The organism is Polynucleobacter alcilacus (assembly GCF_018881545.1).
GTDB classification, from domain to species: domain Bacteria; phylum Pseudomonadota; class Gammaproteobacteria; order Burkholderiales; family Burkholderiaceae; genus Polynucleobacter; species Polynucleobacter alcilacus.
Window position 1 is genome coordinate 393276 of record NZ_JACVQD010000001.1, and the last position, 17215, is coordinate 410490.

18 protein-coding genes are annotated in these 17215 nt (G+C 46.9%); 2 read left to right on the forward strand and 16 right to left on the reverse strand.

Annotated elements, in window-relative coordinates; genetic code table 11:
* Nucleotides 1-28 precede the first annotated feature (28 nt).
* Nucleotides 29-364: an ArsR/SmtB family transcription factor gene (locus ICN45_RS02030; RefSeq protein ID WP_216172476.1), complete on the reverse strand. Its 336-nt coding sequence runs from the start codon at nt 362-364 to the stop codon at nt 29-31.
* Between the two features lie 107 nt (nt 365-471).
* On the opposite strand from ICN45_RS02030, the gene modB reads away from it, so the two are divergent.
* Together modB and ICN45_RS02040 are read left to right on the forward strand one after the other, a co-directional pair.
* Nucleotides 472-1125: a molybdate ABC transporter permease subunit gene (gene modB / locus ICN45_RS02035; protein WP_216172479.1), complete on the forward strand. Its 654-nt coding sequence runs from the start codon at nt 472-474 to the stop codon at nt 1123-1125.
* The gene (locus tag ICN45_RS02040; protein WP_216172482.1) at nt 1125-2231 is read left to right on the forward strand and encodes an ABC transporter ATP-binding protein; all 1107 of its coding nucleotides are present in this window, start codon (nt 1125-1127) and stop codon (nt 2229-2231) included. Before modB ends, ICN45_RS02040 begins: the two co-directional genes overlap by 1 nt.
* On the opposite strand, the gene ICN45_RS02045 is transcribed toward ICN45_RS02040, so the two are convergent.
* Genes ICN45_RS02045 through leuD form a run of 15 tightly spaced genes read right to left on the reverse strand, consistent with a single transcriptional unit; the run spans nt 2221 to nt 17205 of the window.
* Nucleotides 2221-2877 (reverse strand): class I SAM-dependent methyltransferase, encoded by a 657-nt coding sequence (locus tag ICN45_RS02045; protein ID WP_369411455.1) that lies wholly within the window; start codon nt 2875-2877, stop codon nt 2221-2223. The two genes, ICN45_RS02040 and ICN45_RS02045, sit on opposite strands and share 11 nt — an antisense overlap.
* On the reverse strand, nt 2861-4069 hold the full coding sequence (locus ICN45_RS02050) for an O-succinylhomoserine sulfhydrylase (protein ID WP_216172485.1): 1209 nt from the start codon (nt 4067-4069) through the stop codon (nt 2861-2863). Before ICN45_RS02050 ends, ICN45_RS02045 begins: the two co-directional genes overlap by 17 nt.
* A 60-nt stretch (nt 4070-4129) precedes the next feature.
* Nucleotides 4130-5668, reverse strand: a complete 1539-nt coding sequence (gene purF / locus ICN45_RS02055; RefSeq protein ID WP_216172489.1) for an amidophosphoribosyltransferase — start codon at nt 5666-5668, stop codon at nt 4130-4132.
* 4 nt (nt 5669-5672) lie between these two features.
* Nucleotides 5673-6239 (reverse strand): CvpA family protein, encoded by a 567-nt coding sequence (locus ICN45_RS02060; RefSeq protein WP_216172492.1) that lies wholly within the window; start codon nt 6237-6239, stop codon nt 5673-5675.
* Entirely contained in the window at nt 6239-7066 is an 828-nt protein-coding gene (locus ICN45_RS02065) for an SPOR domain-containing protein (RefSeq protein ID WP_216172494.1), read from the reverse strand. Before ICN45_RS02065 ends, ICN45_RS02060 begins: the two co-directional genes overlap by 1 nt.
* A 3-nt stretch (nt 7067-7069) precedes the next feature.
* Nucleotides 7070-8395 (reverse strand): bifunctional tetrahydrofolate synthase/dihydrofolate synthase, encoded by a 1326-nt coding sequence (gene folC, locus ICN45_RS02070; protein ID WP_216172498.1) that lies wholly within the window; start codon nt 8393-8395, stop codon nt 7070-7072.
* Nucleotides 8396-8399: 4 nt separating this feature from the next.
* The gene (gene accD / locus ICN45_RS02075) at nt 8400-9287 is read right to left on the reverse strand and encodes an acetyl-CoA carboxylase, carboxyltransferase subunit beta (RefSeq protein WP_216172500.1); all 888 of its coding nucleotides are present in this window, start codon (nt 9285-9287) and stop codon (nt 8400-8402) included.
* 6 nt (nt 9288-9293) lie between these two features.
* A complete protein-coding gene (gene trpA / locus ICN45_RS02080; protein ID WP_216172503.1) occupies nt 9294-10091 on the reverse strand; it encodes a tryptophan synthase subunit alpha in 798 nt (265 codons plus the stop codon).
* Between the two features lie 17 nt (nt 10092-10108).
* The gene (gene trpB / locus ICN45_RS02085; protein WP_216172506.1) at nt 10109-11302 is read right to left on the reverse strand and encodes a tryptophan synthase subunit beta; all 1194 of its coding nucleotides are present in this window, start codon (nt 11300-11302) and stop codon (nt 10109-10111) included.
* 45 nt (nt 11303-11347) lie between these two features.
* Nucleotides 11348-12010, reverse strand: coding sequence for a phosphoribosylanthranilate isomerase (locus ICN45_RS02090; protein ID WP_216172509.1), 663 nt, complete (start codon nt 12008-12010; stop codon nt 11348-11350).
* 17 nt (nt 12011-12027) lie between these two features.
* Nucleotides 12028-12858, reverse strand: coding sequence for a tRNA pseudouridine(38-40) synthase TruA (gene truA, locus ICN45_RS02095; protein WP_216172512.1), 831 nt, complete (start codon nt 12856-12858; stop codon nt 12028-12030).
* An 18-nt stretch (nt 12859-12876) separates the two neighbouring features.
* Entirely contained in the window at nt 12877-14265 is a 1389-nt protein-coding gene (locus ICN45_RS02100; protein WP_216172515.1) for a FimV/HubP family polar landmark protein, read from the reverse strand.
* A complete protein-coding gene (asd, locus tag ICN45_RS02105; protein ID WP_216172519.1) occupies nt 14265-15422 on the reverse strand; it encodes an aspartate-semialdehyde dehydrogenase in 1158 nt (385 codons plus the stop codon). The genes ICN45_RS02100 and asd overlap by 1 nt, the downstream gene beginning before the upstream one ends.
* Nucleotides 15423-15463: 41 nt before the next feature.
* Nucleotides 15464-16534 carry a 3-isopropylmalate dehydrogenase gene (gene leuB / locus ICN45_RS02110; RefSeq protein ID WP_216172521.1) on the reverse strand — a complete coding sequence of 357 codons (1071 nt, stop codon included), beginning with the start codon at nt 16532-16534 and terminating at the stop codon, nt 15464-15466.
* A 23-nt stretch (nt 16535-16557) separates the two neighbouring features.
* The gene (gene leuD, locus ICN45_RS02115) at nt 16558-17205 is read right to left on the reverse strand and encodes a 3-isopropylmalate dehydratase small subunit (RefSeq protein ID WP_216172524.1); all 648 of its coding nucleotides are present in this window, start codon (nt 17203-17205) and stop codon (nt 16558-16560) included.
* Nucleotides 17206-17215 lie beyond the last annotated feature (10 nt).

The following is a 17215-nucleotide window of genomic DNA, read 5'->3' on the forward strand; positions in this document are numbered from 1 at the left end:
TCTACTTAAAAATTCAATTCTGTAAAGCTTAATGAATACCTTCAGCTATCTTTGCACAGACTGTCTGACACATCTCTACGGTGGCGTTATCTGCAATTGAGTAATATACCGTGACACCCTCTTTACGTCGAAGTAAGATTCCGAACTTATGCAATGCCAATAGATGCCTAGAGACATTGGCTTGACTCGTGCCACACATCTCCACCACTTCAGAAACAGATTTTTCTCCAGCGCACACCGCATACATGATCCGTAAACGGACTGGATCTGACAGTACATTGAAATAGGCTGCTACTTTAGAAAATACCTTCTCCATCTGTTTAGGAGATAAATTCTGAGTTGCTTTTTGAACTTTAGATTTCATATGGTCTATCAATATGAATATATGCGTATAAACGTATATTTGACCTAGATCAAAAGAGACTTGATATAGAGAAATACCCTGAGGACATCAGCAGATACAATCCAATCATGGATATGGATGCCATTCTTCTCTCGTTAAAGCTGGCTTTATGGACTCTCGTCCTCATACTGCCTTTTGGGGTCTGGGTTGCCCATTCACTCCAAAGAATGGGCAAAAGCAAGTCATGGATTGAGGCAAGCTTAGCTCTACCCCTTGTTCTGCCACCGACAGTTTTGGGTTACTACCTTTTGGTTGGGCTTGGCGGCAAGAGCTTTTTTGGCGTTCCACTGGTCTTTTCCTTTACAGGCATTTTGATTGCTTCGCTTATCGTCAACTTGCCATTTGCTATACAGCCAATCCAACGGGCTTTTGAAGCCATCAATCCAGAAATTATTGAGGCCGCTCAAGTAAGCGGTCTTTCTAATTGGCAAATCTTTCGCTTAATTGAATTGCCGTTAGCTTGGCGCGGCATCACTAGCGCAGCTGTGCTTACCTTTGCCCATACTCTTGGGGAATTCGGAGTAGTTCTCATGGTGGGCGGTGCAATCCCCGGCGAAACGAAAACGGTTTCTATTGCTATTTATGACAAGGTACAAAGTTTTGATGCCACCGGCGCAGGCGCACTCTCATTACTATTGCTAGCAATCTCCTTAGTAGCAATTGCAGTCTCCTACGGAATCTTTGGGCAGAACCCCTCTCGTCAGAAGCGGTGGAGAGTCTGATGCTAAAAGTAAATATCTCCCAGATATCCCCCAATCCCCTGCAAATCAATATTGAATGTGCCTCAGGAGAGCTCCATGCTCTGGTAGGCCCCTCTGGCAGTGGTAAGACATCCGTCTTACGGACGATTGCCGGTCTTAGTAATGCTAGCCTCGGAAAGATTGAGTGCGGCAATCAAACTTGGTTTGAGGCTAATGCTTTACAAGGTGTCATCAAATTACTTTCTCCAGCAGAACGTACTTGTGGATTTTTATTCCAGCAATACGCCCTCTTTCCGCACCTCACAGCCCTTGAAAACGTCTGTATTCCATTACAGAATTCCGGCTTTGAACTAGCAAAGCGCAAAACGATTGCTTTGGATTGGTTGAGGCAGATGGGTATTGCTGATCTTGCGCAGCGCATGCCATACGAACTATCCGGAGGGCAACAGCAACGCGTCGCCTTAGCAAGAGCGCTGGCTAAAAAACCCAGTGCCTTATTACTCGATGAACCCTTTTCAGCCATCGATGCCCCTACCCGTCAAAGCCTGTACAAGATTCTGGCTGAGCTGCGTAAGGAATTAAATATTCCCATTTTGCTGGTTACCCACGATTTACGTGAAGCGGATTTATTAGCAGATCGCATCACGGTAATAGATCAAGGGCTTGGATTACAAACGGCAGCCCCCCAGGTACTATTTCAGAAACCCAGAAACTCCAGAGTTGCAGAGTTAGTGGGTATCGGCAATCTATTTGAGGGGGTGTTTTCCTCAGGTAAGCTCACTTGGAACCAGAGCAACCATACTTTTGATGTAGTTGATAAAGGCAAAATTCCACCTGGTACTCCAGTTGCCTGGGTTATTCCCGCAGATGGCCTTAGCCTCCACAATGAGTCAAACGTAAACTCAATTGAGGCTTATGTAGAAAAGATCAGCACCCTAGGACAAATAGCTGTGATTCAGCTGCTAGTGAATAATGCTGCCCATACTATTACCTGGGAGGCCTCAGCCGCGGAAGTGAGACGGTTGGAATTAGAGCCCGGCAAAAATACCCATGTTGAAATTGATGGCAGCAAGATTCATATCATGCCGCTGCGCTCCATCAATGACCCGCGTCGCTTTACTTCCTAGCAACAAGGCCTAATAAGGCAGACATGCCTGCATGTCGTGCACCTTCATTGAGCTCTTTTTCATAGCAACACAAGTCTAGGATTTCAAACTCTTTTATCAGGTCTCGAATCATTTCCTCGGTGTAGAGATGCTCAATCAAAGATGGGCCACCAGTTTTGTATTCCAACTGTTTTGGTGTATAGCCTTGCAGAATGAACATTCCACCTGGCTTAAGTGCTTCATAGGTTTTCTGAAAAATACGTTCACGCATCTGCGGATCTGCAAACTGAATAAAGATCGCAATCACTGCATCGTATGTATTTGCTTGCCAGTCGAAGCTATCTGTGTCTGAGAAAGCATATTCAACTTCTACCTGATTCTCTTTGGCAAATTGCTTCGCTTTACTGAGAGCAATATCCGATGCGTCAAAGCCAATCACTTGTATGCCCTGCTTAGCCAGCCAAACGCCGTTACGCCCTTCACCATCAGCGATGCAAAGTACTTTATCTTTCGGCTTTAAGTATTTTTGGGTTTGCTCAACGAGATACTCATTGGGCTCTTTGCCGAATATGAATTCCGCCTTATCGAAGCGTTCATTCCAGAACTGGGTAGCATCAGAGAACCCCATAGGTTTGTCTTGATGTACTTGCTTATTTTTTGAATCCACCAACGAGATCACTCTTTAGATCGTTGATGTTCTCAAGGCCAACTGCGATACGTACTAAGCCATCAGTGATGCCCGCAGCCTTTCTAACTTCTGGAGAAACACGGCAGTGAGTCGTTGTCGCTGGGTGAGTGATAGTCGTGCGGGTATCGCCCAAGTTTGCCGTGATTGAGCAAAGCTTGGTTTGATTAATCACTTTGAAGGCAGCTTTCTTGCCACCTTTAAGTGTGAATGACACAATTGCGCCGCCTGCTTTTTGCTGGCGTTTTGCCAAAGCATGTTGCGGATGGGATGTGAGGCCGGGATGGTAGACACGCTCAACACCAGGCTGCTTCTCAAGCCACTGCGCTAAGGCGAGCGCATTTTGACTCTGTTGCTTCATGCGCAACTCAAGAGTCTCTAGGCCTTTCAGAAATACCCAGGCATTAAACGCAGACAATGTTGGACCAGCAGTACGAACATAAGGAAATACTTTGCCCATAATGAAGTCATTACTACCCACAATCGCACCACCGACCATTCTGCCCTGCCCATCTAAATACTTGGTCGCCGAATGAATGATTACATCAGCACCCAGAGCCAACGGCTTCTGGAGTGCTGGGGTGCAAAAGCAGTTATCTACTGCAAATAAGGCTTTGGCTTTCTTAGCAATCTTGGAGATGGCTCTGATATCCGCAATTTCAGTTAAGGGGTTCGATGGCGTCTCTAAATAAAAGAGTTTGGTGTTTGCTTGGACAGCAGACTGCCATGACTTGGTATCCGCCAAGTCAACGTAAGTTGTAGTAATTCCAAAACGACCCAAGATATTGGTGAATAACTGAATCGTTGCACCAAATACTGAGCGTGAGCACACCACGTGATCACCAGCTTGTAAATGAGCCATCGCCATTGTCAAGATAGCTGACATACCAGAGGCAGTTGCGATACAGGCTTCACCACCTTCTAGGGCAGCCAAGCGATCTTGAAACATACTGACAGTGGGATTAGTAAAACGGGAATAGATAAAGCCTTGGTCAGCATGAGCAAATCCATCGGCTGCTAATTCAGCGCTATCAAAGCAGAAGCTCGAAGTCAGAAACATCGCCTCTGAATGTTCTTGGTATTCAGCGGTGCGACGTGTACCGGCACGGACCGCCAAGGTCTCTAATGCCAACTTAGAAAAGTCCGGTTTTTTACGGGTAGTTTTACTTGTCATACTGCTATTTTGACACCGAATTGGGGAATTGCCTCGCTAGAGACAAATCCCTGTCGCTTTTTAGTCTTCGGTAGCCAAATGCAGATGGAGCTGGGAACGCGCAAAGTCGCTAGAATCCCGCTGACGATCCGCTTGTGCCTCAGAAGTATTTCTAGCGGCTTCTAGGGCATCAAGATAGGATTCTGTGATATCGCCAGTGATGTAATTACCATCAAAGCAGGAAGCTTCAAATTGATGGATATCGGGATTGATATCGCGAACTGCCTGCTTCATATCTTCGACGCTCTGGTAGATTAATTGATCAGCACCAATCATCTTGTTGATCTCTTCATCGGTACGGCCATAAGCAACCAGCTCGCTACGAGTAGGCATATCGATACCATACACGTTCGGGAAACGCACTGGTGGTGCCGCCGAGGCAAAGATCACTTTCTTCGCACCAGACTCTCGAGCCATTTGGACGATCTCAAATGAGGTAGTACCCCGCACGATAGAGTCATCCACGATTAGCACCGTCTTATCTTTGAACTCAATACGCATCGCATTCAGTTTTTGACGGACTGACTTTTTGCGTACCGCTTGTCCAGGCATGATGAAGGTGCGACCGATATACCGGTTCTTAAAGAAGCCTTCGCGATAATCAATACCTAACTTTTTAGCTACTTGCATGGCTGCTGGACGACTCGAATCCGGAATCGGCATAACCACATCAATCTCATCTACATTAGTCTCCTTACGAATCTTTTCTGCAAGGTAGTCGCCCATGCGCATGCGCACGTTGTAAACAGTGACCCCATCAATGGTGGAATCTGGCCGGGCCATGTATACGTATTCAAAGATGCAAGGTGCCAGAATGGCATTGGGGACGCACTGTCGTGAGTAGAAATTGCCATCCAAATCAATATAAATTGCTTCGCCTGGATTGACATCACGGACAAAGGTGAAACCTAAGCCCTCAAGGGCTACTGACTCAGATGTCACTATCCATTCAGGACCTTCGGGGGTATCAATCCGCCCGATACAAAGAGGACGGATACCAAATGGGTCGCGAAACGCTAGCAAACCATAACCAGCAATCAGAGAAACAACAGCATAAGAACCTTTAACCCGACTCGTCACTCCCGTAACCGCATTAAACATAGCGCTCTCATCTAATGCCGCACTATTGGTTTCTTTTTGAAGTTCATCAGCCAATACGTTTAATAACACTTCCGTATCAGAGCTGGTATTAATATGACGGCGGTCACGATAAGCCATCTCCACACGCAAGCTGGATGCGTTTGTCAGATTGCCGTTATGTGCCAAAACAATGCCGTAAGGAGCGCTGACATAAAAAGGCTGAGCCTCTTCTTCGCTGCTTGCAGATCCAGCTGTAGGATAGCGAACCTGACCAATACCAGCATTGCCGACCAAACTACGCATATTGCGAGTTCTAAAGACGTCACGCACCAAGCCATTCGCTTTATGCATAGCGAAGGAATTGCCATTCATGGTTGCCATACCGGCTGCATCCTGTCCGCGATGTTGCAAAAGCAACAAGGCATCATAGAGAAGTTGATTTACTGGTGAGTGAGAAACAGTTCCGACGACGCCGCACATATCTCTAGATTCCTATTGTTAATTTAGGAGTAATGGTAGGCGTAACTTTGGGCATTGCTTCACCCAATTGCTTCGCCCAGTCGGCTGGCAGCCAACCTTTAATTAAACCGGTTGCCATATCGATTGCTGGTCTGGTAATGGCATTTTTCCAGGCCATACTTTGTGGGATGGGTGTGAGTGCAGCCAGTGTTGCCAGGATCACTACGACTAGCCCACCGCGTGCTAGACCAAAAACTAAGCCTAAAAATCGATCCGTCATGCTGAGTCCAGCAGACAAAAGGATTTTTTGTACTACTCCACCAAACAAACCGCAGATAATCAAAGTCAAAACAAAAAGAATGGTAAAGCTGATGCCTAGGCTGAGGAGTTCATCTAGATGAAATGTAGAAAGCCATTCAGTAGAGAGGTAGTTGCTGTAGTGGTAAGAAATCCATGCAGCAACAAACCAAGAAGCTAAGGCAAGCACCTCTTTAAATAAGCCCCGAGAAATACCTACCAGCGCAGACACCAACAACACGACTAGAGTGAAATAATCCACCGATGTTAACTTGAGGGTGGATAAGTATTCCATTACTGCTTACCTATCTCGACGACTCTTGGGGATAAGCCCATCGCCTTGATTTTCTTTTCTGCGGTATCGGCAGCATCTTTATCTGCAAATGGGCCGGCCCGCAAAAGATAGAGTTTGGTGCCGTCAGTACCGGTCTTACTTGAAACAGAGTTCGGAATCTTTTGATCCTTGAGTTTTGTAATCCAACCTTTAGCACGCTCTTCAGAGGCAAACGCACCGATCTGAATAATATATTTACCAGAGCCATTTGTAGCGCCATTGCTACTATCGTTATCCGCATTACTGCTAGTAGCTTTGGCGGAGTTATCTGCTTTGGGTTTTGCATTAGTGGCGGCAACCACTTCTTCACCAGCTGCCAAGCCCAAGCCAGGCGCTTTATTTACTGCGGGTGCAGGCTTCGTTTCTGGCTTAAGTTCGGATTTTGCTTCTGCCTTTGGCTCTGGAACAATGACTGGCTTTGCTACTTCTTTTGGAGTCTCTGCAGTGATTCCGGTTTTTGCTTTATCTTCAGGCTTCGCATCTGAGCCAGGGATGGGTAAGCTGCTAACAATATTGACTGCGATATCGTTGGGAGCAGATTTTGGTTTGTTATCCAAAATTCTGGGGAGTCCTACAACAGCAATGAGAACCAAGACTGCAGCACCAATTAAGCGATGGCGTGCTCTTTGTTGTTCTGGATCTTCTGTGAGGGCCAGCTCTTCTGCTTCAACTGAACGCTGAAAACTGCGTGGGCTTGGCTTTTTAGTGGGACGTCTTGCCCCTACTGAACCTAGTCTAAGGTCATCAGCCGTTGTTTTTCGCTTAAAAAAGCTCGGTAAACGAATCATGGATCAATGGGCCTGGTTGTTTCGGTAACTCATTACGCCTGCAACGGTATAGAAAGATCCGAAGGTCACAATTCTATCACCCTCACCCGCTTTAGACAGCGCTTTTTGATACGATGCAGCAGGGTCTGGGAAGCATTCAATGCCCCCTTCTGCACCATTATTTGGCTTTACGCCTAATGTCTCGAGCTTCTGGGCCAAGACTTGAGCGCTAGCAGCCCGAGGGGTTGGCAGATCTGTGCAAAACCAAAAATCCACAATACCTAGCAAGGGCTTCATTACACCGTCAAGGTCCTTATCTGCCATAGCACCGAAAACGGCGTAGGTATAAGGGTGATACCCCATCTTATCCAGGCCCTGCGCTAAGGTAGCGGCCGCATGGGGATTATGGGCAACATCTAAGACTACTGTAGGTTGTCCAGGTAGCACCTGAAAGCGGCCAGGTAGGTCAACTAAAGCAAAGCCATTTCGAATATCCTGTGCACTAACGGGCAAGCGCTGATGCAAGGCCATCAAGGCAGCAATCACTGCCGAGGCATTCAGAATTTGGTTTGCCCCTCTGAGAGCAGGATAACCAAGTCCACTAAAACGTTTTTTACGCCCTGCCCAACCCCATTGTTGTTTATCACCTTGGAAGTTGTAATCACGGCCCTGCAACCAAAGATCACAGCCTAATTTTTCGGCATAGTCGACTAATGATTGCGGTGGAATGGGATCTCCACAGACGGCAATTTGTCCTGGACGGAAAATGCCTGCTTTTTCAAGACCAATTGCTTCGCGGGTATTGCCCAAATAGTCTGCATGATCAATATCAATACTTGTCACAATGGCACAGTCCGCATCCACGATATTGACTGCATCCAAACGACCACCCATACCAACCTCCAATACAAGCACATCTAAATTGGATTTAGCAAATAAATGCATGATGGCTAAGGTAGTGAATTCAAAATAAGTTAGCGTTGGTGCATCCACCAAACTCACCCGCGCTTTTTCAACAGCAGCAAAGTGCTCCAGTAAAAGAGAGTCATTGACCTCTTCACCATTCAAGCGTGCACGCTCATTAAATTTCAGTAAGTGCGGCGAAGTATGACAGCCAACCCGATAAGCAGACGCCAACAAAATACTCTCAAGATAAGCGCAGGTAGAGCCTTTGCCGTTCGTACCGGCTACAGTAATGACAGGGCAGTCAAAATGCAGATCCAAAGCTGCTTTCACTCGATTGATGCGCTCTAGACCCATGTCAATACCAACAGGGTGAGCAGTTTCGAGGTGGCTAAGCCATGCCTCTAGGCTAGAAAACAGAATGGGGGCTTGGTGTGCTGTACTCAAGCGCTTAAACGACCGCGCTACCCGCAATCGCAGGCTCTGGAAGTTTTTGCAAGAGCGCTAATAGCCGCGCAATCTCACTCCGCATTTGACGACGGTCAACAATCATATCGATTCCGCCTTTTTGCATCAAGAACTCCGAACGTTGGAATCCTTCCGGCAATTTTTCACGAACCGTCTGCTCAATCACGCGTGGACCAGCAAAACCAATCAAGGCTTTTGGCTCAGCCATCACAACATCACCCATAAAAGCGAAGCTGGCGGAGATGCCACCCATAGTAGGATCCGTCAACACACTGATGTATGGCAAACCTTTTTTAGACAATAAGGTCAACATGGAATTCGTCTTAGCCATCTGAAAGAGAGATAACAAGCTTTCTTGCATCCGTGCACCGCCGGTAGCAGTAACACAGATGAAGGCACATTTTTTATCGATCGCTTCTTGTACACCCCGTACAAAACGCTCCCCCACAACTGAACCCATTGAGCCGCCCATATATTGGAACTCAAAACACGCTGCGACAACGGGAATGCTTTCTATTTTTCCACCCATCACCATCAATGCCTCTGATTCACCAGACGCATCGTTGGCCTCTTTAATACGATCGGTATATTTTTTAGAATCTTTAAATTTCAGTGGGTCGATTGGATAAATATCAGCGCCGATTTCATAACGGCCCTTAGGGTCTAATAATTTATCTAAGCGTTGACGCGCACCAATGCGCATGTGGTGACTACATTTTGGACAAACTGAGAGATTGGCTTCAATATCGGTGCTGTAAAGCACTGTTTCACAACTCGGACACTTGACCCACAATCCTTCTGGTACTGATTTGCGATTGGCAGGATCAGTATGTTGAATTTGGGGTGGGAGTAATTTATCTATCCAGCTCATTAGTTTTTAACTATCCAATGCATCGCGAATCTCACGAATGAAGGTTTCCAATGATTGTACTGCCTGACCAGGAGCCGCTTCCTCTAAAAGACGGATAATTCGGCTGCCAATCACGACTGCATCAGCGCTAGCGGATACCGCCTTCGCACTAGCTGCATCACTAATTCCAAAGCCAACGGCAATTGGAATATCCGTTACCTCCCGAATTTTCGGGATGATGCTCGCCACATCTTGAGTATTTAAGTGGGAAGCACCAGTCACCCCACGCATCGACACATAGTAAATATAGCCAGATGCAATTTTGGCAGCCTCTTTAATACGCTCAGGTGATGAAGTGGGTGCCAATAAGAAAATGGGGTCAATACCCGCGACGCGCATGCGCGCAGCAAAATCAACGCACTCTTCCGGCGGATAATCTACCACCAAGACACCATCTACACCAGCCGCTTTTGCTTCGGTGGCAAAACGCTCAGCACCCATTTGCTCAACAGGATTGGCATAACCCATCAAGACTACTGGTGTGTTGGCATCTTTTTGCCGAAACTCTTTGACCATCTCGAGACAACGATGCAAGGTCACTCCCTGGGTTAATGCTCTCTCTGAAGATCTTTGAATAACAGGACCGTCAGCCATTGGATCTGAAAACGGTACACCTAACTCAATCACACTTGAACCGCCCCGAACTAATGCATGCATCAACTCAACAGTGAGTTTTGGATCTGGATCGCCTGCAGTAATAAAAGGAATGAGTCCTTTTTTACCTGTGGCTTTTAACTCCTTGAAGAGCGCAGTAATTTTTGACATACGAATTTCTTTTTTAATTAACCTTCGGAACCAGTGGCTTGTGCAACGGTATGCATATCTTTATCGCCGCGACCAGAAAGGTTTATCAAAATGGTTTTGTCTTTTGGTAAAGTCTTGGCAAGCTTGCAGGCGTAAGCAATAGCATGAGCTGACTCCAGAGCAGGAATGATGCCCTCGATACGGCAACAATCATGAAATGCTTGCAAAGCTTCTTCATCAGTAATGGCAACGTAGTCAGCGCGTCCAGAATCTTTTAACCATGCGTGCTCAGGACCCACACCGGGATAATCCATGCCTGCCGATACTGAATGCGTTTCAGAAATCTGACCATTCTCATCTTGCAGCAAGTAAGTGCGATTGCCATGCAATACGCCAGGCTTACCAACGCATAGCGCAGCAGAATGTAGGCCGCTACCTAGCCCATGACCTGCAGCTTCCACACCAATGAGTTTAACTTCTGGAAAATCAATGTAGGGATAAAAAATACCCATGGCATTCGAACCACCACCCACGCAAGCAAGAACATAGTCCGGTTGACGACCCGTCATTTCCGGCATTTGTATTTTGCATTCTTCACCAATAACACTCTGGAAATCGCGCACCATCATCGGATACGGATGTGGTCCAGCGACAGTGCCAATGATGTAGAAAGTGTTGTCTACATTCGTGACCCAATCGCGCATCGCTTCATTGAGTGCATCTTTTAATGTTTTAGTCCCTGATTCGACGGGCACCACTTTGGCACCCAACAGCTTCATGCGAAAGACGTTTTGGGCTTGGCGAGCTACGTCTACTGAACCCTGGTAAACCGTGCAATCCAAGCCAAAGCGCGCGCAAATAGTAGCAGTAGCTACACCATGCTGCCCCGCTCCAGTCTCCGCAATAATGCGCGGCTTGCCCATACGCTTAGCCAGCATTGCCTGACCAATCACATTATTAATTTTGTGAGCGCCAGTGTGGTTTAAGTCTTCACGCTTGAGATACATCTGTGCACCACCCAGCATTTCACTCCAGCGTTTTGCGTGATATACCGGCGATGGTCTTCCAACAAAGTGTTTGAGCTCGTAATGAAACTCTTCAATAAACTCTGGGTCGTATTGGTATTTAGCATAAGCCTCTTTGAGCTTATCTAATGCATACATCAGTGTCTCAGAAACAAAGACTCCACCGTAGGGACCGAAGTGTCCTCGTGCATCTGGCTTGTCGTACATAGTTACCTCTTTTGATTTATCTACAGCAAATTATTGGGATGATGATTACTCATCTGCTGCGCGCACTGCCTTTACAAATTCAGCCATGAGCACAGGATCTTTAACACCCCTGCTGATTTCTACGCCACTAGAGACGTCAACCGCGCAAGGATGCAGACGTGCAATCGCCTCGCCCACGTTGTGCGTGTTCAATCCACCACTCAAAACGACCCGAAGCGCGTTTTCGCTTACCCATGTCTGTGGAATCCCTTGCCAATCAAAAGGAACGCCTCCGCCACCATAACCCTCGACGAGGGCATCCAGTAGAAAAGCATTTGCTTGCCTATATTGTAGGGAAAATTCACCAAATGCGAAGTCTTGCCCTACCCGAGCCGCTTTTATCCAAGGCATCCCAGCGGCAAGCTCCATACAGCGTTCCGGGGACTCATCCCCATGAAATTGCCATAAGGTGATCGGGGCAAGGCTTTTTATGGCTGCAAACTCGGTATTTGTAGCGTTGACGACCAATCCAACAGCGTCTATTCCTGCAGGTAGTCTAGTAATTAGCTGGGCAGCTACAGGGGGACTTACCGCACGAATACTGGGCGGATAGAACACGAATCCCACGGCATCCACTCCCGCAGCAACAGCCGCGTCAATATCTGCAGAAGTCCTTAAGCCGCAAATTTTGACCCTTGTTCGTCCAAGTGAGTGTGTCAGTAAGCCCATAAATGAATAATAAGGCCTTATGCAGTAATGATTTGGGTTGGTAACCAAGCGTTTTTTAGCCAAGGCTCTGGAATCGCAAACCCTTCTGGGTAAGCAATCTTGGTCAAATATAGGCCATCAGCCATAAAAGTCGGTGCGGCTATTTGTCTATTTTTGGCTTCTAAGACCTCAGCCATCCACTCTGGCTTTTGCCTTCCCTGTCCAATTTGCAGAAAGCAACCAACGAGATTGCGAATCATATGATGTAAGAAGGCATTTCCCCGAATAGAAAAATAGAGCCAGGGCTCTTCGGAGATGATTTCAATTGAATACAAGGTTTTGACTGGTGTCTTGCTCTGACACTCCGAAGATCTAAAAGAACTGAAATCATGTTCGCCAATAAGACAAGGGACTGCTTCTTTCATGCCATCCACATCAAACCATTGATTTGGGGGGAGTAATAAGTAACCTGCCCTAGCATTTACCAGCGGTGATCGACAGGGGCCTGCCTGTAAGGCATAAATATAGGTACGCTCATATGCAGAAAAGCGCGCACTGAATTCTGTAGAAACTTCTTTAGCCCAATTGACTACGATAGAACTAGGTAGAAAAGAATTGATGCCTCTAACCCAAGAGAATGCTTCGCGTTCAACATTGGTATCAAAGTGCACAACCTGACCTAAGGCATGTACCCCAGTATCCGTTCTCCCTGCAGTAATGGTCCGAATAGGAAAATCCTTGCAAGATTCCTCGCCCACAAAAGCAGAAATGGCTTTCTCTAATTCATCTTGAACTGAATGTTGATTGACTTGAGTTTGCCAGCCAGAATAGGGGCTGCCGTCGTATTGAAGGCCGAGTGCTATGCGCATTGCTTCACACTCTTGACCTTAGGCATTGCGCTGCGAAAGCTCTGCCAATAAACCTTGCGCTTCAATCGTAATAGTAGGATCTTCTGAATTACTCAAACGGATGACTTCTTCTAATGACTTCTTCGCAGCAGAGAAATCTTCAATCGTGATGTAGGCGCGTGCTAGATTTAGTTTGACGCGCAAGGTATCTGCCAATGGATTTGCAAGCCCTATTGACGCGTCCTGCGGAATTTCATTGACTGGCTTAGGGAGGTCTAAATCAATACCTGCAAATAGCGCTTTAGTGCGCTCAGGCATTTCGAAGTGAGAACCTGAAGCTGGTTTTTCTGAGCTATGTGCAGCGGGTATTCTTGCTGCCTGGAAATTACCCTGTTCAGAGCGACGGGCATTGCGGGCAAAACCCCAAAGCAATAGACCAGTTAATGCAATTAAACCGATTGCCAAAACAGCTGGAGCAAAACCACCCAGTCCAAAGTTATTTTCAACTGCTTTTTTCTCTTTGGATTTATCCAAGAGGCTTTGAAGATCAGCAATATTTTTTTCTAGCTCAGTGACGCGTGCTTTAGCTTGCTCTAGTTGTTTTTCTTGGGCAACGAGCTCTTCGGTATAGCGGCGCTCTTGCTCATTTCCTTCTGCACTTGAGCCTATCTTCAGGCGATCCTTCGGGATTGACGCCCCAGCCTTGGCATCGCCAGATTTAGATGTTCCTGTGACCGAACCTTTATCCTCTTTTTCCGCAAGCCACTCGGCATTTGCATCAGCCACAAATTGGTTTGCCTCTGCAGGGCTAATCGAGCGAAGCAGTGCTTGGCTTGGCTTGTTTAATTCAGCACCCGCAGCTAAGCGATTAATGCTGCCGCTAGCAAATGCATCCGGATTGGCTTTGTATAAAGCCATCATCGTTTGATCTAAAGTCGCGCCCTCTAATTGCGGAGCCATCATGGCAGCAATTTCAGAGAGCGTTTGCCCAGGCTTCACCAGTACTTTTTGTACATCACCCAAGAGCAAAGTGTAGGTTTTGGTCAGGCTTCCGCTTGCCCAGTTGAGATTGACTAAAACATCGACAAAGGGATCCTCGGCAACTGGTACAGCATTGACCGTCTCTACCAAGACCATAAGTTGCTCTTGGCGATTGCGGTACACCATCACCTGAGGATTGAGCTCCAGAATCTTTTGAGAAATACCAAGACGCTCATAGGCGGCTTTATTGGGCGTGACTGCCTTCAGACTATCTAAAGCAGTAGCTTCATCAGCCGTCATTCGAATCGGAATTTCCACACGCAGTGGCTCCCCCGCTTTTGACTGAACCTGAGGTGAGCCCAAGGTAATCGCCCAAGCTGTACACGACCAACTAAGCCAAACAAAGCAAAGTGCTTTTACAAAGCTGCATTGGCAAACTCGTCGCATTATTTTTCGAGCAAGATTCTGAGCATACGGCGCAATGGTTCAGCAGCACCCCAGAGCAATTGGTCGCCAACAGTGAACGCGCCAAGATACTCTGGACCCATTGCTAATTTATGCAAACGGCCAATCGGAACAGTCATAGTGCCACTTACTGCCGCTGGTGATAATTCACGTTCAGTCGTTTCGCGATCATTCGGAACGACTTTGACCCACTGGTTATCGTTAGCCAAAATAGCTTCAATTTCCTTGAGCGGGATATCTTTCTTCAATTTCACAGTCAAACCCTGTGAATGACAACGCATTGCACCTACGCGCACGCACAAGCCATCAACCGGTATGCTGCCAGGACTACGAAATGCGGGACGACCGAGGATCTTATTGAACTCAGCACCACCCTTCCACTCTTCTTTAGTTTGACCATGCTCAACTGCTACGTCGATCCAAGGAATTAAGCTACCGGCTAATGGGGTATTCCGAAAATTCTGTTTCGGAAAATCGGGTGAACGCAATGTTTCAGTAACTTTACGGTCAATATCTAAAATCCATGAGGAAGGATCGGCTAATTCGGTGGCAACGCTGTCGCGCAATGCACCCATCTGCAGGAGTAACTCCCGCATATTTTGTGCGCCTGCTCCCGATGCCGCTTGATAAGTCATGGCGCTAATCCACTCCACCATGTCTGCCTTCACCAAACCACCCATGGCCATCATCATCAAGCTCACTGTGCAATTGGCGCCTATCCAATTTTTGCCTCCTGCAGCTAAAGCCTTGTCAATTACCAGGCGATTCACGGGATCCAAGACCAACACCGCATCGTCTTGCATACGCAAAGCACTTGCCGCATCAATCCAGTGACCATTCCAGCTAGCCGCACGCAGCTTAGGAAAAATCTCATTGGTGTAGTCACCACCCTGACAGGTCAGGATAATGTCGCAGCGAGACAGGGCTTTAATGTCATTGGCATCTTGCAATGTACTTTCGCTTTTAGTGACTTTTTGACCATTCAGCAAAGGTACTTCTCCACCAGCTTGGCTAGTGCTAAAAAAGACAGGTTCGATCAAATCAAAATCTTTTTCAGCGAGCATTCTTTCTAACAGAACGCTGCCGACCATGCCGCGCCAGCCAACTAAACCTACCAATGGTATTTTTGTATTTGTCATGATGACTAACTATCTAGTGAATATATTTACTTGTTTATTGTTTAGGCTAATGCTGCAACAACTGCATCACCCATTTGTACAGTGCTCACCTGTTGTGTGCCTTCTGTATAAATGTCTACCGTACGCAGGCCTTGTGCTAATACTTTTTGCACAGCCTTTTCAATACGATCTGCTTCTGCAGGCATTTCCAAGGAATAGCGCAGCATCATCGCCGCAGAGAGTATGGTTGCTAATGGATTGGCAATGCCTTTGCCAGCGATGTCGGGTGCAGAACCATGGCTTGGCTCATATAGGCCTTTATTGTTCTTATCCAAGGATGCTGAAGGCAGCATCCCAATTGAGCCAGTCAACATAGCCGCCTCATCCGACAAAATATCACCAAAAAGATTGCCAGTAACAACGACATCAAATGCTTTCGGGGCTTTGACTAACTGCATTGCCGCGTTATCCACATACATATGGCTTAGCTCAATATCCGGATACTCTTTAGAGATCCGAATCATCACTTCACGCCATAGCTGTGATGTTTCTAAAACGTTTGCCTTATCTACGCTGCATACTTTTTTGCCACGCTTACGCGCCGCTTCAAAAGCAACGTGACCAATGCGCTCTACTTCAGGTTCACTGTAGTGCATAGTGTCAAAACCTTCACGTGCACCTTTGAACAATGGTAGCTCTGAAGTCCGAATACCGCGTGGCTGCCCAAAATAAAGATCGCCATTGAGTTCACGAATAATCAAAATATCTAAGCCGCCAATAATTTCTGGCTTGAGACTAGATGCTGCAGTGAGCTCTGGGTAACAAATCGCTGGCCTGAAATTCGCAAATAACTCCAAGTGTTTACGCAAGCCTAAGATTGCCTGCTCTGGGCGCAGTTCACGCGCAAGGGTGTCGTGCTTCCAATCCCCTACTGCACCAAATAAAATAGCATCGGCTTTTTTTGCCAACTCAAGCGTAGCTGGTGGCAATGGATGACCAGCGATGTCGTAGGCAGCACCTCCGACTGGAGCTTCCTCTAGATCAAACTTGGGGCCGAGTGCGTTTAAGACACGGACGGCTTGAGCAACGATTTCCGGGCCAATACCGTCGCCCGGGAGAACTGCAATTTTCATGAAAGGCCTTTAACTCTGCAAAATTACGGCAATTGTGTTGTAAGCCAAGGCATTTTCAGAATGCGCTCAGCTTCATAAGCCTTGATTTTATCTGCATGTTGCAGGGTTAAGCCAATATCGTCCAAGCCATTGAGAAGGCAATACTTTCTAAAGGGGGCTACCTCGAAGCTATACGTCTTGTTATCGGGGGCAATCACTTCCTGGCGCTCGAGGTCAATTGTGAGCTCATAGCCATTAAATGCCAGGGTTTCATTAAAGAGGTGGTCTACCTGCTGCTCGGAGAGAACAATCGGCAGAAGACCATTTTTGAAGCAATTATTGAAGAAAATATCGGCAAAACTGGGGGCAATGACTGCTCTAAACCCATATTGATCTAAAGCCCAAGGCGCGTGTTCACGAGAGCTTCCGCAACCAAAGTTTTTACGCGCTAGGAGGATGCCCGCACCTTTGTAGCGAGCTTGATTGAGAACAAAATCGGGATTAATGGGGCGATTGCTGCAATCTTGACCGGGCTCACCATGATCAAGGTAGCGCCAGGCATCAAACAGGTTTTGGCCAAAACCAGTCTTTTTAATCGACTTCAGAAACTGTTTTGGAATGATGGCATCGGTATCCACGTTCTCGCGATTAAGTGGAGCAACTAAACCTTTATATACCGTAAATTTATCCATGATTCTGACT